21 protein-coding genes and 1 pseudogene are annotated in these 26,899 nt (G+C 70.8%); 11 read left to right on the top strand and 11 right to left on the bottom strand.

Going from position 1 to position 26,899, the window contains the following annotated elements:
* Positions 1-9 precede the first annotated feature (9 nt).
* The 3 genes from AC1VNH_RS09810 to AC1VNH_RS09800 all read left to right on the top strand — a co-directional run bounded on the left by AC1VNH_RS09810 (position 10) and on the right by AC1VNH_RS09800 (position 4,032).
* Positions 10-384, top strand: a complete 375-nt coding sequence (locus tag AC1VNH_RS09810; protein WP_483111135.1) for a fluoride efflux transporter FluC — start codon at positions 10-12, stop codon at positions 382-384.
* Positions 381-752 carry a fluoride efflux transporter FluC gene (locus AC1VNH_RS09805; protein WP_483111133.1) on the top strand — a complete coding sequence of 124 codons (372 nt, stop codon included), beginning with the start codon at positions 381-383 and terminating at the stop codon, positions 750-752. The genes AC1VNH_RS09810 and AC1VNH_RS09805 overlap by 4 nt, the downstream gene beginning before the upstream one ends.
* Positions 753-867: 115 nt before the next feature.
* Complete coding sequence (locus tag AC1VNH_RS09800) at positions 868-4,032, top strand: efflux RND transporter permease subunit (protein ID WP_483111132.1); 3,165 nt, start codon at positions 868-870, stop codon at positions 4,030-4,032.
* A 208-nt stretch (positions 4,033-4,240) separates the two neighbouring features.
* Here the strand turns inward: AC1VNH_RS09800 and AC1VNH_RS09795 are convergent.
* Positions 4,241-4,840: pseudogene (locus AC1VNH_RS09795) on the bottom strand (hypothetical protein); the annotation flags it as partial.
* A 200-nt stretch (positions 4,841-5,040) separates the two neighbouring features.
* Positions 5,041-5,949: an aldose 1-epimerase family protein gene (locus AC1VNH_RS09790; RefSeq protein ID WP_483111130.1), complete on the bottom strand. Its 909-nt coding sequence runs from the start codon at positions 5,947-5,949 to the stop codon at positions 5,041-5,043.
* A gap of 234 nt (positions 5,950-6,183) precedes the next feature.
* On the opposite strand from AC1VNH_RS09790, the gene AC1VNH_RS09785 reads away from it, so the two are divergent.
* Positions 6,184-8,331 carry a DEAD/DEAH box helicase gene (locus tag AC1VNH_RS09785; protein WP_483111129.1) on the top strand — a complete coding sequence of 716 codons (2,148 nt, stop codon included), beginning with the start codon at positions 6,184-6,186 and terminating at the stop codon, positions 8,329-8,331.
* Between the two features lie 57 nt (positions 8,332-8,388).
* Here AC1VNH_RS09785 and AC1VNH_RS09780 read toward each other — a convergent pair whose 3' ends face one another.
* Positions 8,389-9,456, bottom strand: coding sequence for an Rv2578c family radical SAM protein (locus tag AC1VNH_RS09780; RefSeq protein ID WP_483111128.1), 1,068 nt, complete (start codon positions 9,454-9,456; stop codon positions 8,389-8,391).
* 108 nt (positions 9,457-9,564) lie between these two features.
* Here AC1VNH_RS09780 and AC1VNH_RS09775 point away from each other — a divergent pair, with 108 nt between their 5' ends.
* From AC1VNH_RS09775 to AC1VNH_RS09765, 3 genes are all read left to right on the top strand, one after another.
* Positions 9,565-10,530, top strand: a complete 966-nt coding sequence (locus tag AC1VNH_RS09775; protein ID WP_483111127.1) for a M15 family metallopeptidase — start codon at positions 9,565-9,567, stop codon at positions 10,528-10,530.
* A gap of 50 nt (positions 10,531-10,580) precedes the next feature.
* A complete protein-coding gene (locus AC1VNH_RS09770) occupies positions 10,581-11,753 on the top strand; it encodes a hypothetical protein (protein WP_483111126.1) in 1,173 nt (390 codons plus the stop codon).
* Between the two features lie 161 nt (positions 11,754-11,914).
* On the top strand, positions 11,915-13,078 hold the full coding sequence (locus AC1VNH_RS09765; RefSeq protein ID WP_483111125.1) for an acyl-CoA dehydrogenase family protein: 1,164 nt from the start codon (positions 11,915-11,917) through the stop codon (positions 13,076-13,078).
* A 220-nt stretch (positions 13,079-13,298) separates the two neighbouring features.
* Here the strand turns inward: AC1VNH_RS09765 and AC1VNH_RS09760 are convergent, their stop codons facing one another.
* From AC1VNH_RS09760 to AC1VNH_RS09725, 8 genes are all read right to left on the bottom strand, one after another.
* Positions 13,299-13,862 carry an ECF transporter S component gene (locus AC1VNH_RS09760; RefSeq protein ID WP_483111123.1) on the bottom strand — a complete coding sequence of 188 codons (564 nt, stop codon included), beginning with the start codon at positions 13,860-13,862 and terminating at the stop codon, positions 13,299-13,301.
* Complete coding sequence (locus AC1VNH_RS09755) at positions 13,859-14,713, bottom strand: siderophore-interacting protein (RefSeq protein ID WP_483111122.1); 855 nt, start codon at positions 14,711-14,713, stop codon at positions 13,859-13,861. The genes AC1VNH_RS09760 and AC1VNH_RS09755 overlap by 4 nt, the downstream gene beginning before the upstream one ends.
* A gap of 23 nt (positions 14,714-14,736) precedes the next feature.
* Positions 14,737-15,552 carry an energy-coupling factor transporter transmembrane component T gene (locus tag AC1VNH_RS09750; RefSeq protein WP_483111120.1) on the bottom strand — a complete coding sequence of 272 codons (816 nt, stop codon included), beginning with the start codon at positions 15,550-15,552 and terminating at the stop codon, positions 14,737-14,739.
* The gene (locus AC1VNH_RS09745) at positions 15,549-17,297 is read right to left on the bottom strand and encodes an ABC transporter ATP-binding protein (RefSeq protein ID WP_483111119.1); all 1,749 of its coding nucleotides are present in this window, start codon (positions 17,295-17,297) and stop codon (positions 15,549-15,551) included. The genes AC1VNH_RS09750 and AC1VNH_RS09745 overlap by 4 nt, the downstream gene beginning before the upstream one ends.
* A gap of 47 nt (positions 17,298-17,344) precedes the next feature.
* The gene (locus AC1VNH_RS09740) at positions 17,345-17,926 is read right to left on the bottom strand and encodes a TetR/AcrR family transcriptional regulator (protein WP_483111118.1); all 582 of its coding nucleotides are present in this window, start codon (positions 17,924-17,926) and stop codon (positions 17,345-17,347) included.
* 4 nt (positions 17,927-17,930) lie between these two features.
* Positions 17,931-18,479: an ECF transporter S component gene (locus AC1VNH_RS09735; RefSeq protein ID WP_483111117.1), complete on the bottom strand. Its 549-nt coding sequence runs from the start codon at positions 18,477-18,479 to the stop codon at positions 17,931-17,933.
* 62 nt (positions 18,480-18,541) lie between these two features.
* Positions 18,542-19,516, bottom strand: a complete 975-nt coding sequence (locus AC1VNH_RS09730) for a pirin family protein (RefSeq protein WP_483111116.1) — start codon at positions 19,514-19,516, stop codon at positions 18,542-18,544.
* Positions 19,513-19,806, bottom strand: coding sequence for a GNAT family N-acetyltransferase (locus AC1VNH_RS09725; protein WP_483111114.1), 294 nt, complete (start codon positions 19,804-19,806; stop codon positions 19,513-19,515). The genes AC1VNH_RS09730 and AC1VNH_RS09725 overlap by 4 nt, the downstream gene beginning before the upstream one ends.
* A 134-nt stretch (positions 19,807-19,940) precedes the next feature.
* Here AC1VNH_RS09725 and AC1VNH_RS09720 point away from each other — a divergent pair, with 134 nt between their 5' ends.
* From AC1VNH_RS09720 to recQ, 4 genes are all read left to right on the top strand, one after another.
* Positions 19,941-22,541 (top strand): DEAD/DEAH box helicase, encoded by a 2,601-nt coding sequence (locus AC1VNH_RS09720; protein WP_483111113.1) that lies wholly within the window; start codon positions 19,941-19,943, stop codon positions 22,539-22,541.
* A 49-nt stretch (positions 22,542-22,590) separates the two neighbouring features.
* Complete coding sequence (locus AC1VNH_RS09715; RefSeq protein ID WP_483111111.1) at positions 22,591-23,754, top strand: glycoside hydrolase family 3 N-terminal domain-containing protein; 1,164 nt, start codon at positions 22,591-22,593, stop codon at positions 23,752-23,754.
* Between the two features lie 33 nt (positions 23,755-23,787).
* Positions 23,788-24,501, top strand: a complete 714-nt coding sequence (locus AC1VNH_RS09710; RefSeq protein WP_483111110.1) for a DUF1697 domain-containing protein — start codon at positions 23,788-23,790, stop codon at positions 24,499-24,501.
* A gap of 360 nt (positions 24,502-24,861) precedes the next feature.
* On the top strand, positions 24,862-26,883 hold the full coding sequence (gene recQ, locus AC1VNH_RS09705; RefSeq protein WP_483111109.1) for a DNA helicase RecQ: 2,022 nt from the start codon (positions 24,862-24,864) through the stop codon (positions 26,881-26,883).
* Positions 26,884-26,899 lie beyond the last annotated feature (16 nt).

Genomic DNA, 26,899 nt, shown 5'->3' with positions numbered 1-26,899 from the left:
CGTTGCCGGGTGGCAGCAGGGTTCTCGTGGCGGCATCTCGGACTGATCGTCCTCGGCGGTGCCCTCGGAACCGCCGCGCGCGCAGGGCTGTTGCTCATCGATGTGCCGGGCTGGCACCCGATCGCGGTGCCCGTCATCAACGTCACGGGAGCCTTTGCGCTCGGCCTGCTGACGGCGGTGCTGACCCGTCGTGCCGAGACCGCGCGCTCGCGCGATCTGCGCCAGCTGCTCGGAACCGGTGTGCTCGGGGGCTACACGACGTACAGCACGTTCGCGGTGCAGGCGGTCGACGGCGCGGCGATCGCACTCACCCTCGCCACCGCTGCCGTGGGACTCGCTGCCGCGTGGGCGGGCCTCGCCCTCGGCCGGCGGAGGTCCGCATGACGCCTCTCACGTTCCTCGTCGTGGCCGTCGCGGGAGGGATCGGCGCGGGTGCGCGCTACGTCGTGGACCTCGCGGTCACCGCGCTCGTCGGCGCTCGATTCCCCTGGGGGACGCTCGTCATCAACGTGACGGGCTCCTTCGCGCTCGGTCTGCTGACCGGCGCGGTGTCGGATGCGGCGCTGCTCGCCGTCATCGGGACGGGGCTCCTGGGCGGCTTCACGACCTTCAGCTCGGTGGCCGCGGTCAGCGCCGTGATGGCGACCGACCGTCGCGGATGGGCTGCCACGACCAACACGATCGGCACACTCGTGCTGGCTGCCGCCGCCGCGGCGGCGGGTCTGGCGATCGGCGGGCTCATCGCCGGATAGGCCGGCGACCCCGGCGTTCCCGCGAGAACGCGTGAGATACTGACCTCGATACAGCCCTGTATCGTGCCTCCTCGCCGCAGCACCCTCTCGAGTCGGCCGTCATGAAAGCGCTCCCGTGTCACACTTGGCAGTCCTCAGCCTGAAGAACCGCGCGCTCATCGCGCTCATCACGATCGTCGCGGCGATCTTCGGCTCGCTCGCGCTCACCAGCCTCAAGCAGGAGCTCATCCCCTCGGTCGAGTTCCCGCAGCTGTCGATCCTGTCCACGTATCCCGGGGCCTCGCCCGAGGTCGTCTCCAACGACGTGTCGACGCCGATCGAGACGGCGATCCAGGGCGTGCCCGGTCTCGAGTCCACGACGGCGACGAGCACCACCAACGCCTCGATCGTGCGCGCGTCGTTCACCTACGGCACCAATCTCGCCACCGCCGAGCAGAAGATCAGCCTGGCGATCGGGCGCATCAAGGACCAGCTGCCGACCGGCGTCGAGCCCAACGTCATCTCCGTGTCGATCGACGATCTGCCCGTCATCCAGCTGGCCGTCACGGGCTACAGCGACGCGCAGGCGATCCAGGACAAGCTCGAGTCCGCCGTCGTCCCCGAGATCCAGGATCTCGCCGGCGTCAACGCCGCGCAGATCGTCGGCTCCATCGGCAAGCGTGTGGTCATCACCCCGGATGCGGCGAAGCTGGCCGCATCCGGGTTCACGCAGCAGGCGATCACCGACGCCCTCGACAAGAACGGCGTGCTCTTCCCCGGCGGCGCCATCACCGAGGGCGACCAGACGCTGACCGTGCAGACCGGAGCCAAGATCACGTCGGTCGACGAGCTCGCGGCCCTGCCGCTCGTGCCGACGGATGCGGCGCAGTTCGGTGGGGGGACCGTGACGATCGGTCAGGTCGCCACCGTCGCCGAAGCGGCCGATCCGGTCACATCGCTCTCGCGGGTCAATGGCGAGCCGGCTCTGACGATCGCCGTCACGAAGCTCCCGGCGGCGAACACCGTCGATGTCTCCCGTGCCGTGACCGACGCGCTGCCGCAGCTCAGCGACGCGCTCGGCGGAGACGCCCAGTTCTCCGTGGTCTTCGATCAGGCCCCTTACATCGAGCAGTCCATCGAGGCGCTCGCGCAGGAGGGGCTGCTCGGGCTGGTCTTCGCCGTTCTCGTCATCCTGATCTTCCTGCTGTCGGTGCGGGCGACGATCGTCACCGCGATCTCGATCCCGACGAGCGTGCTGATCACCTTCATCGGCATCCAGGCGTTCGGCTACTCGCTGAACATCCTCACCCTCGGCGCGCTGACCATCGCGATCGGGCGCGTCGTCGACGACTCGATCGTCGTCATCGAGAACATCCGCAGGCACTACGTCGGCGATGCTGACAAGCGCGCCTCGATCCTGCTCGCCGTGCGCGAGGTGGCGGCGGCGGTGACCGCATCCACCATCACGACCGTCGCGGTCTTCCTGCCGATCGCCTTCGTGGGCGACCTCACGGGCGAGCTGTTCCGTCCCTTCGCATTGACGGTCACCCTCGCGATGACGGCGTCGCTGTTCGTGTCTCTCACGATCGTGCCCGTGCTCGCGTACTGGTTCCTGAAGCCCGGCAAGCCGGTGCAGGGTTCCGACGGAGAGCACATCGACCCGGAGGACCCGTCCGCGCCGCCTTCGCGTCTGCAGAAGGCGTACCTGCCGGTGCTGTCGTGGACGCTCAAGCACTCGTGGGTGACGCTCGGCATCGCGCTGCTGGTGCTCGTCGGCACGGGCGCGCTGGCCCCGCTGATGAAGACGAACTTCCTCGGCGACTCCGGTCAGAACACGCTGACCATCACGCAGACCCTCGGCCCGGCCGCCAGCCTCGACGCGGAGGATGCGGCGGCATCCCGCGTGGAGGAGACCCTCAAGGGCGTCGACGGCATCGAGACCGTGCAGGTCTCGATCGGCTCGAGCGGCTCCGCCGTGCGCGACGCGTTCTCGGGCGGCAGCGGCGGCATCACCTACTCGGTCACGACGGATGCGGGAGCCGATCAGCTCGCTCTGCGCGACCGGGTGCAGTCGGCCCTCGCCGATCTCGACGACGTCGGCACCATCGCGCTCGCCTCCTCCGGCGGCGGCTTCGGCTCGAGCGACATCGAGATCGATGTGACCGCGCCGGACCAGCAGACGCTGCAGGAGGCCACGGACGCGGTGCAGTCGGGCCTCGAGGGCAAGGACGGCATCTCGCAGGTCACGAGCAACCTGTCTGCATCGCTGCCGTACATCGCCGTGACCGTGGATCGGGATGCGGCTGCGGCACGCGGTCTGTCCGAGGTCGCCGTCGGTGGGCTCGTGTCGGGAACGATGCAGCCGCGTCAGGTCGGATCGGTGGAGATCGACGGCACCTCGCTGACGGTCTACCTGGCCGCATCCCAGGTTCCGGCGACCCTCGACGACCTGCGCGCGCTCACCATCCCGAGCGCTGGGGGCGTGGTGCGACTCGACCAGATCGCGACGGTCGAGCAGAGCCAGGGGCCCACCTCCATCACGACCGAGCGCGGCCAGCGCACCGCCACGGTCACCGTCACCCCGGCGGGCGACGATCTGACATCGGCCAACGCGACCGTCAACAAGGCGCTCGCCGACGTGTCGCTGCCGACGGGGGCCGATGCCTCGCTCGGCGGTGTCGTCACCCAGCAGACCGACGCGTTCACCCAGTTGGGTCTCGCGATGCTCGCGGCCATCCTGATCGTCTACATCGTCATGCTCGCGACCTTCAAGTCGCTGCGTCAGCCGCTGCTGCTGCTCGTCTCCGTGCCGTTCGCGGCGACCGGCGCCATCCTGTTGCAGATCGTGACGGGTGTGCCGCTGGGGGTGGCGTCGCTCATCGGCGTCCTGATGCTCATCGGCATCGTGGTGACGAATGCGATCGTGCTCGTCGATCTGGTCAACCAGTACCGCGAGAAGGGGCTGAACGCGCACGACGCCACGGTCGCGGGCGGCTCGCGCCGGCTTCGTCCCATCCTGATGACCGCGGCGGCGACGATCTTCGCGCTGACGCCGATGGCGTTGGGGATCACGGGCCACGGCGGCTTCATCTCGCAGCCGCTGGCGATCGTGGTCATCGGCGGGCTGGTCTCCTCGACGGTGCTGACCCTGCTCGTGCTGCCGACGCTCTACAACCTCGTCGAGGGTGCGAAAGAGCGACGGCGGGCGCGACGCGACGGCGACGGGCCGGCATCCGGCTCGCCCGAGACCGCCGGGGAACCCGATGCGCCGACGACGCGGCGGGCTCTGCGAGGGTCCTGACCCTGACGGCGTCCGTGCGGGCCGCGCCTCGCGGCTCGCTGTCGGATGCCTCGGCGCGGGCGAGGATCTCCGGTGCTGCGGATGCGTGCGCGGATGCCGCCGGCTCGGCGGCGGTGGCGGGCGCACCGCACGCGGCCAGAGCGCTGAGGAACACGCCCGACCAGCCGAACATCGCGCTGAAGGCGATGACCTCGAACAGGGCGAGGTTGATGGTACCCGCGACGAAGACCCAGGCTCCGGCGAACAGGCCGACGAAGACGAATCCCGTCGTCAGCACCAGTCGCTTCGGGAAGCGATGCATCATGAAGGGGCTTGTCAGCAGGAGCCCGGCGAAGCCGAGGACCATCGCGGCGGCCACCCGGTCGTGCACGAACCCGTTTGTCGTCAGCGGCACGCATCCCACCAGGGCGAGGTTGGCGCCGACGACGGAGAAGAGGATGCGGGCTGTCATCGCCGTGCCGCGGCGCACCCGCGTCCCCTCCAGCGGACGAAGCTGGCGCGCGGCGGCGCGTGCGAACAGCAGCACCGTGGAGCCGCCGAGGATGAGCGTGCCGTTGAAGAACATCGCCGACGCGTCCCCGTAGGTGCCGAGCTGGCTGAAGTGCAGACGCCACCACTGCGGATTCGTCGTCGTCGCGATCGAGATCCCGAGCCCGGTGAGCAGGATCGTCAGCGCCAGGACGGCGAGACGGAGAGCATCAGCCTGCAGGAGCCCGCTCACCGCCCGGTGCAGTCGCACGCGCGGCGGCGTGGGATCTGCCCCGCTGAGGCTCGAAGCGGGAAACGACGCGAAAACGGTACGCAACATGCGGGTACCCTCCACCCAGACGGACACCGATCCAGCCGGCGGAACGTGGAGCCCCTTGCACGCACCGGCTGGCGAGCAGCGCAGCCGGTCGGCGTCGCCGCAGCGGTCGAAACCGCATGGGTCAAAGATAACCGTCGGAGGTTACCGACAACCCCGGTGCGTGTTACCGGCGGACGCGGAACACGCCGCCGGCCGGCGCCTCAGGAGCGTGCGAGGGAGATGCCCCACTCGAGTTCCCACGTCTCGCCGGGCTCGAGCCAGCGCAGGTCGCGGCCTGAGTTCAAGGCGTCAGCGGGGGCGGTCATCGGCTCGATCGCGACCGCGACCTCCTGCCCGGGGTAACGGTCGGTCGTGAAGACCTGGAGGTACTCGAACCCGGCGCCGGCCCAGAGCTCGAGGCGGCGACCGTCGGGGGCGTGCAGCACGCCGCGGACACGACCGTCCGTTCCACGTCGGAGCGTCGAGTACGCGGTGTCGAGCGTCAGGTCTCCGACCCGGCGCGGTGCGCGCAGGTCGTGCGCCGCATCCACCGGCTCCTCGGCGATCGGGAGGTTGCGCTCGTCGAGACGGAACCACGTCGCCGCATCCACTTCGAGGCGCAGCTCGGCGGTGGGCACATCCGAGATCCAGAGGTACGGATGCGTGCCGAGCGCGACAGGTGCCGCATCCGGGCCGACGTTCGTGATCTGGTGCAGGACGTCGAGGCCGTCGTCGGTCAGGGCGTAGGTCACCCGGGTCGCGAGATGGAAGGGGTAACCGGTCTGCGGGAAGACATCGGCCTCGAGCGTCACCGCATCCGCCTCCGAGCCCGCCAGGCGGTAGGGGGTGAAGCGCAGGAGCCCGTGCGAGGCGTTGCCGAGCTTGGGCTCGGTGAGCGCGAGCTGGTAGTCGGTGCCGCGCTGGGACCAGCGTCCGTCGCGCACCCGGTTGGGCCAGGGGACCAGAACGACCCCGGATGCGGCGGGCGTCGCCGCCGTGTCGGGATAGTGCGGAACGAGGTCGACGCCGTCGATCCGCAACGCGCGCAACGAGGCTCCCACTTCGGTGATCTCGGCCGATCCGTTCGGCGACGACAGGCGGTGACGGACTCCGGTCGGATCGGCGCTCATCCCCTCAGCGTACCCACGTGAGGCACTTTCCCAGTCGCGTGGGGTACTCTGGAATGTCGGCTCTGGACACCGCGTGGTGCGCGGATGGGTTTGTGAGTCCATGGGGCCGATGGTGAGCGCCGCTCGGCGCACATGACCATCATCGAAAATGGCCCCGGCCGACGGTAGTCCGGGTATGCCCGCGTTCTGAGCGGGTGCTGTTCTCGTGCGAAGAGAACCCAGGAAGAATCACCCATGCCCAAGAACAAGAAGCCCGCCGGCGGACGTCCGGCCAAGAACTTCGAGCCCCGCTACGGCGCGAAGACCTCGTTCCAGGACCGCAAGCGTCGCCCGGGCGAGTCCTCGGCCGGCTCGACCGGCTCCAAGAGCCCGAACCACCGCGGCTACCGCGAGGAGACCGCGGAGTCGGCTCCCAAGCGTCGTTGGACCTCGGCAGAGCGCGCCGGCCGCGATGAGGCCCGCGGCATCCGCGAGGGCCGTCCCGCCCGGTCGTTCGACGACCGCCCGGCCCGTCGCGAGGGCGACCGCCCGGCCCGTTCGTTCGACGACCGTCCCCGTCGTTCGTACGACGACCGCCCGGCTCGCTCCTTCGACGACCGTCCGCGTCGTTCGTTCGATGACCGCCCGACTCGTCGTGACGGTGACCGTCCGGCGCGTTCGTTCGATGACCGTCCCCGTCGTTCGTTCGACGACCGTCCGGCTCGCTCCTTCGACGACCGCCCGGCTCGTCGTGACGGTGACCGTCCGGCGCGTTCGTTCGATGACCGTCCGCGTCGTTCGTTCGATGACCGTCCGGCTCGTCGTGACGGTGACCGTCCGGCGCGTTCGTTCGATGACCGTCCCCGCCGTTCGTTCGATGACCGTCCGGCCCGTCGTGACGGTGACCGTCCGGCTCGCTCCTTCGGTGAGCGTCCGGCGCGTTCGTTCGACGACCGTCCCCGCCGTTCGTTCGACGAGCGTCCCCCGCGTTCGTTCGACGACCGTCCCCGTCGCTCCTTCGACGACCGCCCCGCCCGCCGCGAGGGTGGCAATCGGTCGGATTGGGCCCACACGGCCGGAGGCTCCGCGCAGCGCGGCAGCGATGCGTGGAGGGGTCGTGGGGAGAACGCGACCGCCGCCAAGGCGCACGAGCAGCACGTCGACGTCGTGCACGAGCGTCTCGAGGCCGAGGCCGTCCAGGCCGAGACCGTCGAGGGGCAGGGCTTCGGTGAGCTCGGCCTCGGTCAGAACATCGTGAAGGTGCTCGCCGAGCTCGGTGCACCCAGCCCGTTCCCGATCCAGTCGGCGACCATTCCCCCGATCCTCGAGGGACGCGACGTGCTCGCCCGCGGCCGCACCGGCTCCGGCAAGACCATCGCGTTCGGCGCGCCGCTGGTCGAGCGCATCCTGCGCGCGCAGGCGGGTACCCGCCGCGAGTTCGGCCGTCGCCCCAAGGCGCTCATCCTCGCGCCCACGCGCGAACTCGCTCTGCAGATCGACCGCACCGTGCAGCCGATCGCGCGCAGCGTCGGCCTTTTCACCACGCAGATCTACGGCGGCGTGCCCCAGGCGCGTCAGGTCGGTGCGCTCAAGAAGGGCATCGACATCATCATCGGAACCCCGGGCCGCATCGAAGACCTCATCAACCAGGGCAAGCTCGACCTGTCCGAGGTGCAGATCTCGGTACTGGATGAGGCCGACCACATGGCCGAGCTCGGATTCGCCGAGCCCGTGCAGCGCATCCTGCGTCTGACCGGCGAGGGCAGCCAGAAGCTGCTGTTCTCCGCCACGCTCGACCGCGAGGTCGCCGCCCTCGTCGACGAGTTCCTCGTCGACCCGGCCGTCTACGAGGTCGCGGGCGAGACGCAGGAGACCGGAACGATCGACCACCGCGTCTTCGTCGTCGACCACCGCGACAAGGCCGAGCTGCTCGCATCCCTCGTGGACCGTGACGGCAAGACGCTCGTCTTCTCGCGCACCCGCGCGTTCGCCGAGATGCTCGTCGAGAACTTCGAGGACGCCGGCATCTCCGCCGTCGCTCTGCACGGAGACCTCAACCAGGCCAAGCGCACGCGCAACCTGCAGCGCCTGACCGACGGAAAGGTCAACGTGCTGGTCGCGACCGACGTGGCGGCCCGCGGCATCCACGTCGACGACATCGATCTGGTCATCCAGGCCGACGCTCCCGACGAGTACAAGACGTACCTGCACCGCTCCGGCCGCACCGGCCGCGCGGGCCGCAGCGGCACCGTCGTCACGCTGGTCCCGCGTCAGCGCCGCCGTCGCATGACGGAGCTGCTCTCGCGTGCCGAGATCGATGCGCCGTTCGAAGAGGTCCGCCCCGGCGACGACGTCGTCGAGGAGGTCGCCGGACGCCAGCTCGCCGACGTCGCCTCCGCCTGACGTCGAGTCACGCAACGCCCTCTCGCCCCGTGCGAGGGGGCGTTGCCGCGTCTCTGGTCAGAACAGGCGCGCCGGCTCCGGCGCCGATCCGGTGAAGCGCACGGATGTGGCGGCGGCCGCCGCGCGTGCGCCGGGAGCGACCGGACGCGCGCGTACCGGCTCCTCTTCGTCGCGGCCGTCGAGGCCGTGCACCCGCAGCAGGGGTCGAACGCGTCGCGCGAGCCACTGCCGGTACGCCTTGGGCGCGCTCACCGACGCCCCCGGGTACAGCCCCAGGTAGCTCGAGACGAGCTCCGGATGCTCGCGCCGCAGCCATGCCATGAACCAGGGCTTCACGCCCGGACGCAGATGCAGTGCGCCGTAGACGACGCGGGTCGCCCCCGCCGCCTTGATGCGCCGCAGCGCATCGTCGAGCGCCGCGATGGAGTCGGTCAGGTGCGGCATCACGGGCATGAGGAAGACCGTGACGCGAAAGCCCGCATCCGTCGCTGCGCGGACCGTGTCGAGGCGAGCCTGCGCCGTCGGCGTACCGGGTTCGACAGAGCGCTGCAGGTCGTCGTCGAAGAGGGCGATCGACATCGCGATCGATACGGGGACGCGCTCGTGCGCTCGCTGCAGCACCGGTAGGTCGCGACGCAGCAGCGTGCCCTTCGTGAGGATGGAGAAGGGTGTTCCGGATGCGGCCAGGGCGTCGATGATGCCGGGCATGAGCCGGTAGCGCCCCTCCGCACGCTGGTACGGATCGGTGTTCGTGCCGAGGGCGACGTGCTCCCGGCCCCACGAGCTGCGGGCGAGCTCGCGCTCGAGCACCTCGGCGATGTTCACCTTCACCACGACCTGGGTGTCGAAGTCGCGACCTGCATCGAGGTCGAGGTAGGTGTGCGTTCCGCGTGCGAAGCAGTACGTGCAGGCGTGGCTGCACCCGCGGTACGGGTTGATGGTCCAATCGAAGGGCATCGCGGACGAACCGGGGACGTGATTCAGCGCGGAGCGCGCCGCGACTTCGTGGAACGTCATGCCGGCGAACTCCGGTGTCGTCACCGAGCGCACGAGAGAGTCGAGTCGCTCCATGCCGGGGAGCGCAGCCGCATCCTCTTCGCCGACCTTCTGCCCGTTCCACCGCATGACGACAGTGGAACAAAGATTCGAATCCCTGTCAACCCTGCGGGGCGATCATTCGTGCAGAAGTATGGATCAGCTCGCCCATCGCTCGCGCGGGAGGCACAATGGAGCGTGATCTCCACCGCGTCACCCGAGACGCTTCCCTCGCGCCGCGCTGCGCGCGTCGCGTCCGGGCGGCTTCGGCGCCGCCGCATCGCGGTCGCGTGCCTCGCGGTGGTCGGCGTCGTGGTGGCGGCACTGTGGCTGAGCGCTCTCCTGGCGGGAGCCCCGGTGGTCGCTCCCGCTGCGCCCGCCGGCCCGCCCGTCGCACAAGCCATCCCCGCACCGGTCTTCACCAGGGCGCCCGCCGCCGCATCCATCTGCGACGACCCGGCAGTCGCCGCAGCGGTGGCCGCGGGCGACGACGAGGCCGTGATCGTGGCCGCCGGTGGGGGAATGTCCTTTCGAGAGGCCGTCGTCTCCGGAACCGCCCCGTGCATCTCGCTGTCTGATCCCGCCCGCCGCTGGGTCGTCGTCAACAAGCAGCGGCCCCTGAATCCGCTCGACTACGAGCCGCAGGGCATCGTCCAGGTGCAGGGCCTGAAGACCTTCAACGCCGGTGTGCTCCGCCAGGATGCCGCTGCCGCGCTGCAGCAGATGGCGGAGGCCGTTGAGACGGCCGGTGTCGGCTCGCTCGGGCAGCTCAGCGGATATCGCTCCTACGACACGCAGGTGTCGACCTACCAGGAGAACGTGGCGCGCGGCGGGCAGGCGGAGGCGGAGATCTCGAGCGCGCGGCCGGGATTCAGCGAGCACCAGCTCGGCCTCGCGATGGACCTCATGCCCTGCGGCAGCGGATGCGGGACGCTCGACGACTTCGGAGCCTCCCGTGAGGGGCAGTGGGTGGCCGCCAATGCCTGGCAGTTCGGGTTCATCGTGCGCTACGAGCAGGGCTACACGCCGGTGACGGGGTACGAGGCGGAGCCCTGGCACCTCCGCTACATCGGTCCGGAGCTGGCGCAGGCCTATCACGAGGGCGGCTGGCACACGCTCGAGGAGTTCTTCGGCCTCCCCGCCGCCCCCTCCTACCCCGGATGACCCGGCGCATCCGGCACCGGTGGCCGAAGGCTGCTCATTAGCATGGAGACATGATCCGCCTTCTGTTCTTCGTGGGGGCGGGGATGGCCATCGGCGCTCTCGTGGTCTCGGAGATCGGCCCGCCCGGCGCGGGCGAGATCACCTTCCCGGCCGGGATGGTCCTGGCGATCTTCAGCGGCATCCTGATCCTGATCGCGAGGGCCACGCGAGGAATGCCCGCCGCATCGACCGCCGACCTCGACGCGGCGCGGTCCGAGGGCAGGATGGCCCTCGCCCGCATCGACGCCGTGACCCAGACCGGCACGCTGATCAACGATCAGCCGGTGTGCGACCTCGATCTCAGCATCCAGCCGCTGGAGGGCCCCGCATATCGCGCGCGCGTCCGCCAGCTCGTGCGGCTCGTCGACATCCCCGCCGTCCAGCCGGGGAGCCTGCGCGCGGTCGCGCTGCTGAGCGCGGACGGTGCCGACGTAGCGCTCGCCGACGATGACGTCACCCAGGCGCCGTACGCGGGAATCCGCATCCCTGCGCAGGCCGAACTCGGCGAGCCCCGCCTGCCCGAGCCGGGAGTGGTCTCGATCAAGGGGCGGCGACGCGGACCCCTGATCGGGGTCGGCCCGAAGGGGAGGGGGCTGCGATTCGTCCTGTTCGCCCTCGCGTTCCTCGTCGCCGGCGCATCCGTGGCCCTGCCCTACCCGACGGCGGTCGCTCAGAGCCTCACCGCTCTCGGACAGGGGCGGCTCACCGCGGATCTGCGCCAGCCGGAGACGACCGCGGACGCGGTCGCTGCTCTCACCGCGAAGATCGGACACGATCGGGTGGTCGGCATCTCCGTGAGTGAGGATGTCATCCTCGTCGATGCCCCCGTGACCCCCGGCTCCACCGACACCGACCGCTGGGAGTATCGCCGCGGTGAGGTGGTCCGCGACGGTCCGGCGCCGTCGCAGCCCGACTCGGCCGCCGAGCAGTTCTCGCTCGACGAGGTGTCCTGGCCAGGGCTGTGGACCGCCATGCAGACGGCCGCCGACACGGAGGGGATCGACAGCCTGAGCGGCGTCGCACTCCGGCTGGAGCGGGCGGCCGACAGTGACATCGATTCGCCCACGTTCGCGCAGAACGCGGGGCCGGTGCGCGCGCGTTTCTGGTTCGACGGCGACTACCGCTCGGTCTTCTACGACGTCGCCCCGGACGGTACGGATCCGGTGCGCACCGAGGGGAACTGACCCGCTGGAGGGCCTCCACAATCGCGACACTCGGTTTCGGTGTGCGTGGGATGCGATTCCACAGCGTGGTGTGCTCCGCGCGCACCCGCCGGTCTAGGATCGCGTCAGGCGATGGCGCCGCAGCGTGTCGACGCAGGCGCCCCGAGATGGAGGAGACGTCCGTGGAACGCGACATCTACGACGAGGATCACGAGGCCTTCCGGGAGGTCGTGGTCGAGTTCATCAAGCGCTACGGCACGAACGCACGGCGCGAAGCATGGGATGCGGCCGGTCAGATCGACCGCGAGACCATGAGGGCCGCCGGTGACGCCGGGATCATCGGACTGTCGGTTCCCGAGGAGTTCGGCGGCGCGGGGATGCTGCAGGACTACCGCTTCCGCGCTGTGGTCAACGAGGAGGTCATCAAGGCCGGGCTCGGGTCGCTGGCAGGTGCCTTCGGCATCCAGGACGACCTCGCCGTGCCGTACCTGGCCCACTTCGGCACGCCGCAGCAGAAGCAGAAGTGGCTGCCCGGCATGGCCACCGGCGAGGTGATCGGCGCGCTCGCCATGACCGAGCCCGGTGCGGGCAGCGATCTGCGCGGCATCTCGACCGTGGCGAAGAAGGTGGACGGCGGGTGGATCCTGAACGGCGCCAAGACGTTCATCTCCTCCGGTGCGACGGCAGACATCGTCGTCACCTTCGTCAAGACGGGAGAGGGCAACCGCCCCGACGCGTTCAGCCTCGTGCTCGTCGAGAACGGCATGGAGGGCTTCGATCACGGAAAGAAGCTGCACAAGATGGGCTTCGCCGGGCACGACACCGCAGAGCTGTCGTTCACCGACGTCTTCATCCCCGACGAGAACCTCATCGGGGGCGAGCCCGGCCATGGCTTCGTGCAGCTCATGCGCAACCTTCCGCTCGAGCGGCTGTCGATCGGCGTGGCCGCCGCGGCGGCCGCCGAGGCGGGCCTGCGCTGGACGCTCGAGTACACGAGCAGTCGCGAGGCGTTCGGCCACGCGATCGCCGACTTCCAGAACACCCGCTTCCGCCTGGCCGACATGGCCACGACGGTCGATGTGCTGTGGGCCTACGTCGACCGCGCCATCGCGCTGTACGGCGAGGGCAAGCTCACGCCGGAGGAGGCCGCCAAGGTCAAGTTCTGGACGACGGAGCGCGAGTGGGAGGTGCTCGATGCCGCCGTCCAGCTGCACGGCGGGTACGGCTACATCCTCGAGTACCCCGTCGCGCGCGCATTCGTCGACGCCCGCGTGCACCGCATCTACGGCGGGACGAACGAGATCATGCGCGAGATCGTCGCCCGTCAGGTGACCGGCCGGAAGTAGCCTCAGCCCCCATCCCGTTCGAGGGACCCGTGATGTCGCCGTGCGAGCGCGCCGGCCGCACCGCGGGTCCCTTGAACGTGTCTGGGCCGCATCCGCCGTGTTCAAGAGACCCGAAACGTCGTGATTCGGTGCCGTGGGCCGCGTTTCGGGTCCCTCGAACCGTGTGGGCCCGTGTTCGAGGGACGAGAGACGTCGCGGGGCGGGGCGACGCCGCGGAGGGTCAGCGGGGCTGGCGACGGGCGAGACGAGCGACGCCCGCGCGCCGGAGGGCGTCGGCGATCACGACGCCGATCGCTGTGCCCGCGAGGCAGCTCGCGATCGTGAGGGCGAAGAACCCGATCATCGCGGGCAGCGGCATGGTCCACAGGTTGAAGTACTCGGCCGCGAACAACGGATAGACCACGCCGATGATGAGCGCGCCGGCGAAGTGCAGCCAGGTTCCCCAGTAGCGGTACAGCACGAGCAGGAACGGCAGCTCGGCGAAGAACGCCCACCAGAGGTTGGTGCCGATGTAGGGCAGCACGACGATGCCGGAGATGAGGCCCACGAGAAGGCCCACCCCCGGACGCTGCAACAGTCGCAGCGCGATCGTGGCGGGCAGCAGCCACATCCCCGCCACCGCCACCGACGCGAACGGTACGACCGCGAAGAGCAGCGTCGACAGGCCGGTCACGGCCCACAGCACCACGCCGCCCGCGACGCCGATCGCGGCGCAGGTCAGCAGTACGAGGGTGGGGATGCGGCCGCGCGCCGTGCGCGGGGTCTCGGCGGACGGGGCGCTCACGCGTCGACCCCCGCGGTGGTCGGCGCGGGACGCGCCGCGCCCACGCGCCAGTAGCCGATGAAGCTGATCGAGGCCTTGTCGAGGCCGCGGGCGACGAGAGCACGGCGAGCGGATGTGGGCAGCGACTGCTCGCCGACGATGAACGCGTGCACCCCTTGCGCGGGCAGCGGGACCTCCTCGAGAGCCGCGAGCGCGAGGGTGCCGGGGCGGGTCTGGGCGTCGCGCACGAGCCACCGCACCTCGACGCCGGTCGGGGTGTCGAAGGCCAGCGCGTCGGCCTCGGACGGCACCTCGATGAGGGCGACGCCCGTCGCGCTCGCCGGCAGCGAGGCGCACACCCCGGACACCGCGGGCAGGCCCGTCTCGTCCGCGACGAGGATCACCCGGTCGACGCCGCGTTCCGGGTCGAACCCGAGCCCCTCGTCGATGATCACGACGCTGTCGCCGGGGCGAGCGGATGCGGCCCATCGCGACGCAGGACCCGCGTCGGGTCCTGTGCCGTGCAACACGAAGTCGACGTCGATCTCCGCGCCGGCGTCCGCGGTCGCGGCCCGATACGCGCGCACGGTGTAGTTGCGCATGACGGGACGCACCCCGTCCGGGATGCGCAGGTACTTCAGGTACCCGAGCAGCTTGTTCGCCTTCGCGGGGATCCGATCCAGACCCTCGTCGCCGCCGACGGGGAGGAAGAGGCGGAACCACTGGTCGTAGCCGAGCGGGACGAACCGGTCGATCTCCCCCTCGCCGAGCGTCACCCGCATCCAGTGTTCGCTGAGGCGTGCGGTGCGGAGCACCCGCAGATGCAGGAGGTCGGGGGAGGCGGGTTTCACGAGGCGGGAGAACCGAGCCATGCGGAGCCTTTCTGTCGGGTGTGTCAGGCGCCGGCCGACGGGCGCACGATGATCAGGACGGCCGCAGAGACGGCCCAGAACGCGAGGACGAAGACGACGTCGCGGATGCGGAAGGGCGCCAGATGACGCTCGGTGCGGTCGGGGAAGGCGCCGAATGCGCGCGCGTCCATCGCGAGGGCGACGCGCTCGGCGTGCCGGATCGCACCCGCGAGAAGGGGGACGATGTAACCGCCCCAGCGGGCGATCGCGGCGAAGGGCCCCCGCCCGCCGTGCGACCCGCGCACCCGGTGCGCCTGCCGGATCACATCGAGTTCGTGCGCGAACCGCGGGACGAATCGGAATGCGGCGAGAGCCGTGTAGCCGATGCGGTACGGCACACGCAGCTGCTGCACGAGCGACCGGGCGAGATCGGCTCCCGAGGTCGTGAATCCCGCCGCCAGGGCGAGCGCCAGGATCGCGATCAGGCGCAGCGCCGTGGCGAAGCCGATGGCAAGTGCGCCGGAGAACAGCCGCCACTCGCCGATCTGCAGCACGAGCGGTGTGGTGTCGACCTGGGCGGCATCCGTCCACACGGCGAAGCCGCATCCGAGCACGAGAACGGCGGTCGGCAGCGCCAGGAACAGTGTGAGCAGCACCTGGCGCGACGCCCGCGCGCCCACGAGCAGCAGCGCGTAGGCGAGGGCGAGGAACACGAGCGGAGTGGTCGTGTCGCGCACGAAGACCAGCGCGAGGCTCGGCGGGATGATCGCCGCGAACTTGGCGAGGGGGTTGAGCGCGTAGAGGAAGCGGACCCCGGACGCCGCTGCGGGAGCCGCGAACGGGTCGATCGTCGCCGTCATGGCAGATCCGCCAAGCGCACGACTCCGTCGAGGGCGGGATGGCCCTCCAGGTGCGCGAGCGCGCGCCGCAGCGGCGGCGGACGCAACCCGGCTCGCTCGATGAGCGCCGCGTCGGCGAACACGTCGGACGTGCGGCCGGATGCGGCGACGCGCCCCTCGTGCACGACGACGACGTGATCGGCGTACTCCGTCACGAGCTGCATGTCGTGCGTGACCACGAGCACCGTGGTGCCCGCCGCGTTGAGCTCGGCGAGCAGGGCGAGCAGCTCGTCCGCACGCGCCCGGTCCTGCCCGAAGGTCGGTTCGTCGAGTGCGAGCACCGGCGCGCCGGCCACGAGCGCCGTACCGACCGAGAGACGGCGCTTCTGACCGCCCGAGAGCAGGAAGGGATGCGCCTGGGCGCGCTCGGCCAGGCCGAACCGGGTGAGCAGCTCGTCGGTGCGACGGCGGACCTCCTCGTCGGCGAGCCGCTGCCGCCGCAGGCCGTGCGCGATCTCGTCGGCGACCGTATGGGCGATGAACTGGTGCTCCGGATTCTGGAACACGAAGCCGATGCGGGCGGGAAGCGTCCGGGCGTCGGCGCGGCCGACGTCGGTCCCTGCGACCGTCACGGTGCCGCGCGGGGGGACGACGACTCCCGCGATCGCCTGCAGCAGGCTCGTCTTCCCGGCGCCGTTGGCTCCGACGATCGCGACGAAGGAGCCCGCGGCGACGCTGAGCGACACATCGTGGAGCACCTCGGTGCGCCCGCGCCGCAGGGTGAGCGAGCGCACCTGCACGATCGGCTCGCTGACCGCGCGCGGCGCGGTGCCCGCCGGCGCGGTGTGTGCGACGGATGCGGGTGCAGGCTGCGCCTCGAGCACCGCGCGCAGCTCATCCGGGCTCAGGGGCAGCGGCTCCATCCGGTACCCCGCGGCCCGCAGCCGGAGCGCCGCGAGGGTCGAGGTCGGCAGCCACACGCCGAGCTCGTGCAGCTCGTCCGCGCGCGTACGCAGCACATCGTCGGCAGCCCCGTCCGCGATGACCGCGCCCGCCGCATCCAGCACGACGACGCGATCGATCAGCGGCACGGCCGCATCCAGGTTGTGCTCGATCAGCAGGATTGCGCGATCTCCGGCCGCGACCAGGTCGGCGAGCGTCGCGTACACCTCCTCGATGCCCCGCGGATCGAGGTTGGCCGTGGGCTCGTCGAGCACCAGGAGAGGGGAGCCCATGGCGAGGGCAGCGGCGATCGCGAGGCGCTGGCGTCCGCCGCCGGACAGGCGGTCCGGGTTCTCGTGCCGACGGTCCCAGAGTCCGACGCGGCGCAGGGCGTCTTCGGCGCGGCGGAGCACCTCATCGACGGGCAGGCGCAGGTTCTCGGGTCCGAAGGCGACTTCGTCCAGGAGCGTGCCGGTGACGAGCTGGGCATCGGGATCCTGGAACACCATCGCCACCTGCGTGCTCAGCTGAGCGACCGAGGCGTCACGGGTGTCCAGGTTCCCGGCTCTCACGCGACCGGCGACCTCGGCCGGGATGTCGTGGGGGATGAGCCCGTTCAGCGCCAGAGCCAGCGTCGACTTGCCGGAACCGCTCGGCCCCAGCAGCAGCACGACCTCGCCGGGATCGATCCGGAACGAGACGGATGCGGGAGAGGGACGCGTCGCGCCCTCGTGGGTGATCGAGAGGCCGTCGACCTGCAGAAGGGGTGCGCGGACGCCGGATGCGGCGGACGGAGCGTCGCGATCGGCGGAGGCAGCGGGCACGGAGGATCCAGAGTTCGGACGGGCGGGTCCTCCCAACTTAGCCTAACCTAACTCGGCTTCTCCAGGAGCTCGTCGATACTGCGTTCGTAGGCCGCCGTCAGCTGCGCCGGTCCCATTCCGCACAGGAGCGCGAACTGCAGTCCGCGCCACTCGGCGACGACGCGCGTCGCGGCGAGCTCGGCCGCATCCGGAGTCCACCCCTCGGTGACGAACACCGCGCGCACGCGGCCCACCCATCCCGTGCCGAGGTGCGAGAGGAACTCGTTCCAGCGTTCGGGATCGCCGAGCGCGACCGCGAAGCGGTGGAAGAACATCACCAGGTACGGCCGGTTCTCGGGGGCGCCGATGTCCTGCCACGCCCGCAGCAGCCGTTCCCGCAGCGGGACGTCGTCGGCGGCGAGGCGCTCGAAGACGGCGGCGAGGTACGGGAAGCGCTCGATCGCGATCTCGGATGCGGCCTCCAACAGCCGCTCCTTCGAACCGAAGTAGTACAGCAGCATCCGGTTGTTGGAGCCCACCGCGCGTGCGATGCCCGACAGGCTGAGATCGATGAGCCCGTTCTCGAGGATGAGGTCGGCCACGAGCTGCGCGAGCCGGCGGCGTTCCGGGCTGTCAGCGCCGTCGGTCATCGACTCAGCGCCCGCCGCGCACGACGCCCGCGCGACGCAGTCCGATGCCGACCCAAAGACCCACGGCGGTCCAGGCGACGGGGGCGAGGACCGAGATGGCGAGGTAGGCGACCTGCGCCCAGATCGGAAGCGTCTTCAGGTTCGCGGCGAAGAACACCGCGGCGGCGATGATCACGCCGATGACGAGCGCCGACACGAAGAAGCGCCATGCGCGCCACGACCGGTACCGGGTCGCGGCGGCGACCACCTCCTGGATACCGCCGAAGAGCACTGCGGTTCCGAGGAACTGCAGTGCGTACTGCGGCGCGGTGGCGCTGGAGACGAGGGCGGCCAGCAGATGCGCCAGGAGCGCGACGCCGGGCCGGCGCAGCACCTCCTGCGCGATGATGCCGGGCAGCACGTGCACGCCCAGGAGCAGGCCGTACAGGGGCGGGACGAATCCGAGGAGCGGCACCGTGGCCCAGCCCGCGATGCCGCCGAGGATGCCCGTGGCCACACCGATCGCGGCGCACACGAGCAGCACGCGCGTCGACAGAACGGAGGTGCGGGCCACCTCCCCAGACTATCGGCGCCAGGGCGACCTGCGGCTCGGAGCGACCGGGAGAACTCCGCCGCTCAGAGCCGGCGCCGACGACGCGTCAGACGCACAGCCGGCAGCGGGGGTGCGGGGACGCGTTCGTCACCGTGGCCGACGACGTGCGCGAAGCGCGCCGAGCCCGCCTCCCACTCCTCGCGGGCCGCCACGATCTCGTCGTGATCGCGCCCGACGAAGTTCCACCACATCACGATCTCGTCCTCGAAGGGTTCGCCGCCCAGGAGGAAGAGGGTGGCGTCCTCGTCGCTCGAGATCTCCACCTCGCCGCGTGCGCGACCGAGATACAGCAGCTGCAGCCCGACCAGCTCGGTGTGCTCGGAATCCGCCGTGTGCACGCGCGGGGTCCCCGCGACGCCGACGAGCGCGTACTCCCAACCCGCGCGCAGCGGCAATCTGACGCGGGATCCCGCGGGCACGCGGATCTCGGCACCCACGATCGGCGTATAGGCGGATGCGGGCGAGCGCACCTCCGCCAGTTCTCCCATGACGACGGTGGCGCTGCCGCCGCCGTCCAGTGCCAGCTCGGGGAGGTGGGCGTGCTGCTCGAAGGCGGGGGCGCCGTGCCGACGCGAGTCGGGCAGGGCGATCCACAGCTGCAGGGCGTCGAGGGGGATCGGGTCGTCGGTGACCGAGTACTCGGAGTGTGCGATGCCGCGTCCGCTCGTCATGAGGTTGAGCTGGCCGCGGGAGATCAGCACGTCGCTGCCGATGCCGTCACGGTGGCGGACCTCGCCCACCAGCGGCCAGGTGACCGTCTGCAGTCCGATGTGCGGGTGCGGCTCCACCCGCATCCGCACCTCCTGGGGGCCGAAGCGATCGAGGAAGCACCACGCGCCGACCATCGGCAGCTCGCGCTGCGGAAGGGCCCGGTGCACCTGCATCGCGCGTACTCCGCCCAGGGGCACCTCCCGCGCGTCGAGCACGACGGCGCGGGGGCCGTCGCACTCGACCGACTGCTCGAGGCTCTCCTCGGCGTCAGCGTCGAGTCGGGTCATGGCCAGGCGACCTTGAGACCTGGGACCTCGTGCTCGCGCAGGTACTTCGCCACGAACGGGCAGAGTGGCACGATCGTCTCGCCGCGCTTCGCCTCATCCTCGAGCGCGCGTTCGACCAGGATGCTGGCGACGCCATGGCCCTTGAACGCGGGGTCCACCTGGGTGTGGGGGAACACCGTGTGACCCTCCTCGTCGGTGTAGAAGGCGGTGAAGCCCGCCGGCACGTCATCGAGGAAGACCTCGTACCTGTCCTCGCCGCGTTCGACGCGCACGTTCAGCTCATCCGACATGGCTCTCCTCTGCTCGCGTGCTCCCACGCTAGCCGCGGGCGGGCGGTCTGGGGTTGCGTCATCCGCAGAGAATGCGTGCGTCGCGTGACGAGCACGACCCGCCCGACGCCGCCGGAGTCGGGCAGACTCGAGGGATGACCGCGTCCCTCACCGAGCTCGCCCGCGCCGCCGGGGACGATGCGGATGCGCTGTACGACGCATTCGGAGACTGGACCGTCGGTCGGGGCATCGAGCTGTACCCCGCGCAGGACGAGGCGGTCATCGAGCTCGTTTCCGGCCAGAACGTGATCCTGTCGACACCGACCGGCACGGGCAAGTCGCTCGTCGCCGTCGCCGCGCACGCCGTGAGCATCGCACGGGGAGGCCGGAGCTACTACACCGCGCCCATCAAAGCCCTCGTCAGCGAGAAGTTCTTCGCCCTCGTGGATATCTTCGGGGCGGAGAACGTCGGAATGGTCACGGGCGACTCCTCGGTCAACCCGGATGCGCCGATCGTCTGCTGCACGGCCGAGATCCTGGCGAACCTGGCACTGCGGCACGGAGCGGATGCGTCGGTCGACCAGGTCGTGATGGACGAGTTCCACTTCTACGGCGAGCCCGACCGGGGCTGGGCGTGGCAGGTTCCGCTCCTGCTCCTGCCGCGGGCGCAGTTCCTGCTCATGTCGGCGACCCTCGGCGACGTGACCGGGATCGCCGCCGACCTCACCCGTCGCACGCAGCGCCCGACCGTCGAGGTGACGGGTGTTGAGCGCCCCGTGCCGCTGCACTTCTCCTACGCCCGCATCCCGATCCAGGAGCAGGTCGAGAAGCTGCTGGAGGAGAACGAGGCGCCGGTGTACATCGTGCACTTCTCGCAGGCTCAGGCCATGGAGCGCGCGCAGGCGCTCGCGAGCGTGAAGGTGGCCACGCGCGCCCAGCGCGACGAGATCGCGGAGGCCATCGGCGGCTTCCGCTTCACGACGGCGTTCGGCAAGACCCTCTCGCGTCTCGTGCGCGCAGGGATCGGTGTGCACCACGCCGGCATGCTGCCGCGTTACCGGCGTCTCGTCGAGACGCTCGCGCAGCGGGGCCTCCTGCGCGTGATCTGCGGCACCGACACCCTCGGTGTGGGCATCAACGTGCCGATCCGCACCGTGCTGCTGACGGCGCTCACCAAGTTCGACGGCATCCGGATGCGGCAGATCACCGCGCGCGAGTTCCATCAGATCGCGGGCCGCGCCGGCCGTGCGGGCTACGACACGGCCGGAACGGTCGTCGTCATGGCCCCCGAGTGGGAGATCGAGAACGAGCAGGCGCTGCGCAAAGCGGCGGGCGACGCCGCCAAGCGCAAGAAGATCGTGCGCAAGAAGGCGCCGGCAGGTGCCGTGAACTGGGGCGAAGGCTCGTTCGAGCGGCTCGTCCAGGCGGTGCCCGAACCCCTGGTGCCGCAGATGCAGCTGACGGCGGCCATGCTCATCAACGTCATCGCCCGCGGCGGCGACGTCTTCGCGCACGTGCGCTCACTCGTCTTCGACAACCACGAGCCCCGCGCGCGCCGCTACGAGCTCGCGCGCCGCGCGCTCGCGATCTTCCGCACGCTCGTCGCCGCCGACGTCGTCGAGGTGGCGGACGGCCGCATCCGGCTGACGGTCGATCTGCAGCCGAACTTCGCGCTCAACCAGCCGCTCTCGCCCTTCGCGCTCGCCGCCATCGAGCTGCTCGATCCGGATGCGGGGCCGCCCGCATCCGCCGCCGCTCCCGTCGGAGAAAGCGACGAAGGTCGGAGGATCGACGGTGAAACCTCCGACATCGGGCCGGATCTCCGACCGGCGCGCACCGCGGGATCGGGTCACTACGCGCTGGATGTGGTCAGCGTGATCGAGGCGACCCTCGACGACCCGCGTCCGGTGCTCGCGCAGCAGGAGTTCAAGGCGCGCGGCGAGGCGGTCGCGGCGATGAAGCGCGACGGGCTCGACTACGACGAGCGGATGGCGGCGCTCGAGGAGATCACCTACCCGAAGCCCCTCGCCACGCTGCTCGGCGAGGCGTTCGAGGTGTTCGCGTCGAGTCAGCCGTGGGTGCGCGACTTCGAGCTGCGACCCAAATCCGTCGTCCGCGACATGTTCGAGCAGGCGTTCTCCTTCGCGGAGTTCGTCTCCTGGTACCAGCTCGGCCGCAGCGAGGGCCTCGTGCTGCGCTACCTGAGCGACGCGTACCGCGCGATCCGGCAGACCGTGCCCGCCGAAGCGCGAACCGAGGAACTGCTGGACGTGATCGCCTGGCTCGGCGAACTCGTGCGGCAGGTGGACTCGAGCCTCGTCGACGAGTGGGAGCGGCTCGTGAACCCGGCGGAGGAGGCGGGCGAGCCCGTCGTTCCCCCCGCACCTCCCTCGGTCGTGGCGAACCGTCGCGCCTTCGTGGTGCTCGTGCGCAACGAGATGTTCCGGCGCGTGCAGCTCGCGGCTCTCCAGCGCGACGACGACCTCGTCGCGTTGGACCCGGATGCGGGCTGGCCCGACGCCCTCGACGCCTACTACGACGAGCACGACGCCGTCCTCACCGACGCCGGTGCGCGCTCGCCCGCGCTCTGCACGATCGACGAGTCGGACGCGGCCGGCGGGCTCTGGCGCGTCGAGCAGGTCATCCACGATCCGGAGGGCGACCACGACTGGCGCATCCGCGCGGTCGTCGACCTCGCCGCATCCGCGGACGAGGGTGCCGCGCACGTCAGCGTGACGGAGGTCGTGCGCCTGTAACCGGACGCAACCCCGGACTCATCCAGGCGGTTTCGGCCACACTGGAATGATGCGCAAGACGATCACGGTTCGCGCGCTTGCCGTTCTCGCCGCGGTGGCGGCGCTCGCGGGATGCTCCACCACGCAGGCCACTCCGACGCCCGCGCCCTCGACCCAAAGCCCCACGCCCACACCGACTCCGACGCCCGACCCGGTCGATGGGCTCACGCTGGAGCAGCGCGTCGGGCAGTTGTTCATGGTCGGAACCCCCGCCGACGCCCCCGACCCCACGGCGCTCGCCGCGATGGCCGACCCGGGCGTGGGCGGGCTCTTCCTGCGCGGACGTTCCTCCGCGGGCGCGGCGGCCACGGCATCGCTCGTCGCGCAGTTCACGGCGGCCGAGCCGGCGACCGGCCCCCGCACCTGGATCGCGACGGACCAGGAGGGCGGGGACGTGCAGGTGCTCTCGGGAGACGGCTTCGAGCCCATGCCGACGGCGCTCACGAGTGCGCAACGCGACGACGCGACGCTGCGCGCGGATGCCGAGCGATGGGGCGCCCAGCTGCGCGCGGCGGGCGTCGACATGAATCTCGCGCCCGTGGCCGACATCGTCACGAGCGCCGACACCGCGCGGCTGAACCAGCCGATCGGCATCTACAACCGCCACTACGGCTACGACGAGGCGACCGTCGCCGACAAGGCGGGCGTCTTCGCCCAGGGGATGCGGGAAGCTGGCGTCCTGCCGACGATCAAGCACTTCCCGGGGCTCGGCCGGGTGACCGGCAATACCGACTACGCGGCCGATGTCGTCGACACCGTGGTCGGCGCGGATTCGCCGGACGTGAACGTCTACCGCACCCTTCTCGACGAGGGGCCGGCCGCGGTCATGATGGCCACCGCCGTCTATCAGCGCATCGACCCCTCGATGCCCGCGGCGTTCTCCGAACCCGTCGTGACGGGCTTGTTGCGCGACGAGCTCGGATTCGACGGCGTCGTGATGACCGACGACATCTCGGCCACGGCGCAGGTGGAGCGCTGGGCGCCCGCGGACCGGGCGGTGCTCGCCGTCGACGCCGGTGTCGATCTGCTGCTGCTGTCCGCCGACACGTCGGTGTTCCCCGAGATGTACCAGGCCGTGCTGCAGCGGGCCAAGACCGACCCCGCGTTCGCCGAGAAGGTGGATGCGGCGGCCGGCCGCATCCTGGAGCTGAAGGAGACGTTCCCCGGCGAGTGACGGGGGATGCGGGATCGGGCGCGGCGGGCCACAATGGGCCGGGTGCCGACGTATCTCGGGTTTCTCCGCGCCATCAACCTCGGAGCGAAGCGGGTCTTTCCGAAGGGCGACATCTGCCGGGTGGTGTCTGAACTCGGCTTCGAGGACGTCACCACGCACCTCAACACCGGCAACGTGAGGTTCTCGACGCGGATGCGTTCGCGCGCCCGGATCGAGGAGGCGCTGGAGCGCGCGTTCCACGCCGACCGTGGCTTCGACGTGCCCACGATCGTCTTCTCGACCGACGAGTTCGCGCGGATCGCCGGCGACGCGCCGGCGCTGAGCGATGCCCGGCCGAACCTCGCGCGTCACTACGTGTACCTGCTCAAGGACGAACTCGCCCCCGAGCAGGCGGCCCTCGTGGAGGCGACCAGCGGCGACAAGGGCGAGATGATCGTGTCCGGCCGGGCCGCGCACGCCCTGCTGGGCCCCGGGTACAACGACGGCACGGTCGACCCGCTCTCCGCCGCGAAGATGCTCGGCTCGGCATCGCCACGAACCGCAACCTCAACGTCGTCGGTTCCCTCGCCGATCGCTGGTGCTGACCGCGGCGAGTCTCCGGTGTGCCGGGCGCGACGCCTGGGCACCCGCGCCCGCCCGCTCGCCTTTGGGCGCTGCCCGCCTTGCCCGCCTGCCCCGCCCGCCTGCCCGCCCGCCTTGGGGTGTTGCGTGTCTCAGTTGTGCACGTCTCGGGGGTTTCGGGCGTGAACGTTTGCGACACGGATGCGCGAGGGGTGTGTGCGGGGCGTTGCGTGTCTCACTTGTGCACGTTGTTGGGGCATTGCGGGTGAACGTTTGGGACACGCATAGGTGTGCGCGGTGTCGGGGTGCTGCGTGTCTCAGTTGTGCACGTTTCGGGGGCTTCGGGCGTGAACGTTTGAGACACGGATGCGCGAGGGGGCTGGGCGGGGTGTTGCGTGTCTCAGTTGTGCACGTTTCGGGGGTCTCGGGCGTGAACGTTTGGGACACGCAGGGCAGGGGAGAGGCGGAGACCGAGGGCGGCGGGAGCCGGCGGGGTGAGGGCGGCGGGAGCCAGCGGGGTGAGCGCGGGGTAAGCGCGCGGGGAGGATGCGGGGCGGCGAGTCTGTCGGCGGGGCTGGTTACCCTGGAAGGGTGAGTTCGCCGCATCCGTCCTCGTGGGACGCCCCACCGGACGACTGGGCGCCTCCGGAGGACGAGCCGCCGTACGATCCGTACGGCGAGAGCGGGTGGGTGCCGCCCGACGACGGCTGGGTTCCACCCGAGGATGCGCCCGCGGCAGCGCCGCGCCGCGACTTCACCGGGCAGGACCCCCGTGCCGTGCTGCACGAGGTCTACGGCTACGACGCCTTCCGGGGCGACCAGGCCGACATCGTCGATCACGTCGTCGGCGGCGGGGACGCGATCGTGCTCATGCCGACCGGCGGTGGCAAGAGCGTCACCTACCAGGTGCCCGCGCTCGTGCGGCCGGGGACCGGGCTGGTCGTGAGCCCCCTCATCGCCCTCATGCACGACCAGGTCGAAGCGCTGCTGGCCAACGGCGTGCGCGCCGCCTACCTCAACTCCACGCAGCTGCCCGGCGAGCGGCAGAGCGTCGAACGCGCGTACGTGGCTGGCGAGATCGACCTGCTCTACGTCGCCCCCGAGCGACTCAACCTCCCCGCCACCACGGCGCTGCTGAAGCGCGGCAGACTGAGCGTGATCGCGATCGACGAAGCGCACTGCGTGTCGCAGTGGGGTCACGACTTCCGCCCCGACTATCTCGCCCTCGGCGAGCTGGGCGTCCTCTTCCCGGGCGTGCCGCGGATGGCGCTGACCGCCACGGCGACGCGCGCGACCCATCAGGAGATCACTCAGCGGCTGGCGCTCGGTGACGCCCGTCACTTCGTCGCGAGCTTCGACCGGCCCAACATCCAGTACCGCATCGAGCCCAAGGTCGATCCGCGCCGCCAGCTCGTCGCCTTCATCCGGTCACAGCCGGAGGGCTCCGCCGGCATCGTGTACGCGCTGAGCCGCAAGAGCGTCGAGCAGACGGCCGACTATCTGCGTGCGCAGGGGATCGATGCCCTGCCGTACCACGCGGGCCTTCCGGCGGAGACCCGCGCGGCGAACCAGTCGCGGTTCCTGCGCGACGACGGCGTCGTGATGGTGGCCACGATCGCCTTCGGCATGGGCATCGACAAGCCGGATGTGCGCTTCGTCGCCCATATCGATCTGCCGAAGTCCGTCGAGGGCTACTACCAGGAGACCGGCCGCGCCGGCCGCGACGGCGACCCTTCCGTCGTCTGGATGGCGTACGGGCTCGGCGACGTCGTGCAGCAGCGGCGACTCATCGACCAGAGCCCCGGCGACCGCACGTTCAAGATCCGGATGGGGCAGCATCTCGACGCCATGCTGGCTCTCTGCGAGACCGTCGAGTGCCGCCGGCAGAACCTGCTCAACTACTTCGGCGAGCAGGCCGAGCCTTGCGGCAACTGCGACACGTGTCTCACCCCGCCCGAGATCTTCGACGGCCTCGTGCCGGCGCAGAAGCTCCTGTCGACGGTCGTGCGCCTGCAACGCGAGCGCAACCAGTCCTTCGGTGCCGGCCAGATCATCGACATCCTGCGCGGTGCCGACACCGACCGCATCCGTCAGCAACGGCACAACGAGCTGGCGACGTACGGCATCGGCGCCGACCTCAGCGATCAGGACTGGCGCAGCGTCATTCGCCAGCTCCTCGCGCGGGGCGTGCTCGTCGCACGAGGCGAGTACGGCACCCTCGCGCTCGGCGACGAGGCCGGCGGAGTCCTGCGCGGCGAGACCGCCGTGCGCCTGCGGCGTGACGTCATCGGCCGCCCCGCGGCGGCCCCCCGAGCGCGGCGGGCCGCCGCATCCGACGCCGTGGCCGAGGGTGATCGCGCACTGTTCGAGGCCCTGCGCGAATGGCGCGCCCAAACCGCGCGCGAGCAGGGCGTCCCCGCATACATCGTGTTCGGCGACGCGACGTTGCGCGCGCTCGCCGAGCATCGTCCCGGCTCGCTCGCCGACCTCGACGGCATCACCGGCATCGGCGCCAAGAAGCGCGACGCGTACGGCGAGGCCGTGCTCGAGGTCATCGCCGGCACCTGATACGTCCTGCCGGCCG

This window comes from Microbacterium sp. KU4F (genome assembly GCF_056868075.1).
This window is presented reverse-complemented; position numbering and strand designations above follow the sequence as displayed.

What these genes read in the sequence shown, in the direction of transcription:
- AC1VNH_RS09805 (WP_483111133.1), top strand. Translation starts at nt 381, where the DNA reads ATGACGCCTCTCACGTTCCTCGTCGTGGCCGTCGCGGGAGGGATCGGC.
- AC1VNH_RS09790 (WP_483111130.1), bottom strand. Translation starts at nt 5,949, where the DNA reads ATGAGCGCCGATCCGACCGGAGTCCGTCACCGCCTGTCGTCGCCGAAC.
- AC1VNH_RS09785 (WP_483111129.1), top strand. Translation starts at nt 6,184, where the DNA reads ATGCCCAAGAACAAGAAGCCCGCCGGCGGACGTCCGGCCAAGAACTTC.
- AC1VNH_RS09780 (WP_483111128.1), bottom strand. Translation starts at nt 9,456, where the DNA reads ATGCGGTGGAACGGGCAGAAGGTCGGCGAAGAGGATGCGGCTGCGCTC.
- AC1VNH_RS09770 (WP_483111126.1), top strand. Translation starts at nt 10,581, where the DNA reads ATGATCCGCCTTCTGTTCTTCGTGGGGGCGGGGATGGCCATCGGCGCT.
- AC1VNH_RS09755 (WP_483111122.1), bottom strand. Translation starts at nt 14,713, where the DNA reads ATGGCTCGGTTCTCCCGCCTCGTGAAACCCGCCTCCCCCGACCTCCTG.
- AC1VNH_RS09750 (WP_483111120.1), bottom strand. Translation starts at nt 15,552, where the DNA reads ATGACGGCGACGATCGACCCGTTCGCGGCTCCCGCAGCGGCGTCCGGG.
- AC1VNH_RS09740 (WP_483111118.1), bottom strand. Translation starts at nt 17,926, where the DNA reads ATGACCGACGGCGCTGACAGCCCGGAACGCCGCCGGCTCGCGCAGCTC.
- AC1VNH_RS09730 (WP_483111116.1), bottom strand. Translation starts at nt 19,516, where the DNA reads ATGACCCGACTCGACGCTGACGCCGAGGAGAGCCTCGAGCAGTCGGTC.
- AC1VNH_RS09725 (WP_483111114.1), bottom strand. Translation starts at nt 19,806, where the DNA reads ATGTCGGATGAGCTGAACGTGCGCGTCGAACGCGGCGAGGACAGGTAC.
- AC1VNH_RS09720 (WP_483111113.1), top strand. Translation starts at nt 19,941, where the DNA reads ATGACCGCGTCCCTCACCGAGCTCGCCCGCGCCGCCGGGGACGATGCG.
- AC1VNH_RS09715 (WP_483111111.1), top strand. Translation starts at nt 22,591, where the DNA reads ATGCGCAAGACGATCACGGTTCGCGCGCTTGCCGTTCTCGCCGCGGTG.
- AC1VNH_RS09710 (WP_483111110.1), top strand. Translation starts at nt 23,788, where the DNA reads ATGGGCCGGGTGCCGACGTATCTCGGGTTTCTCCGCGCCATCAACCTC.
- recQ (WP_483111109.1), top strand. Translation starts at nt 24,862, where the DNA reads ATGCGGGGCGGCGAGTCTGTCGGCGGGGCTGGTTACCCTGGAAGGGTG.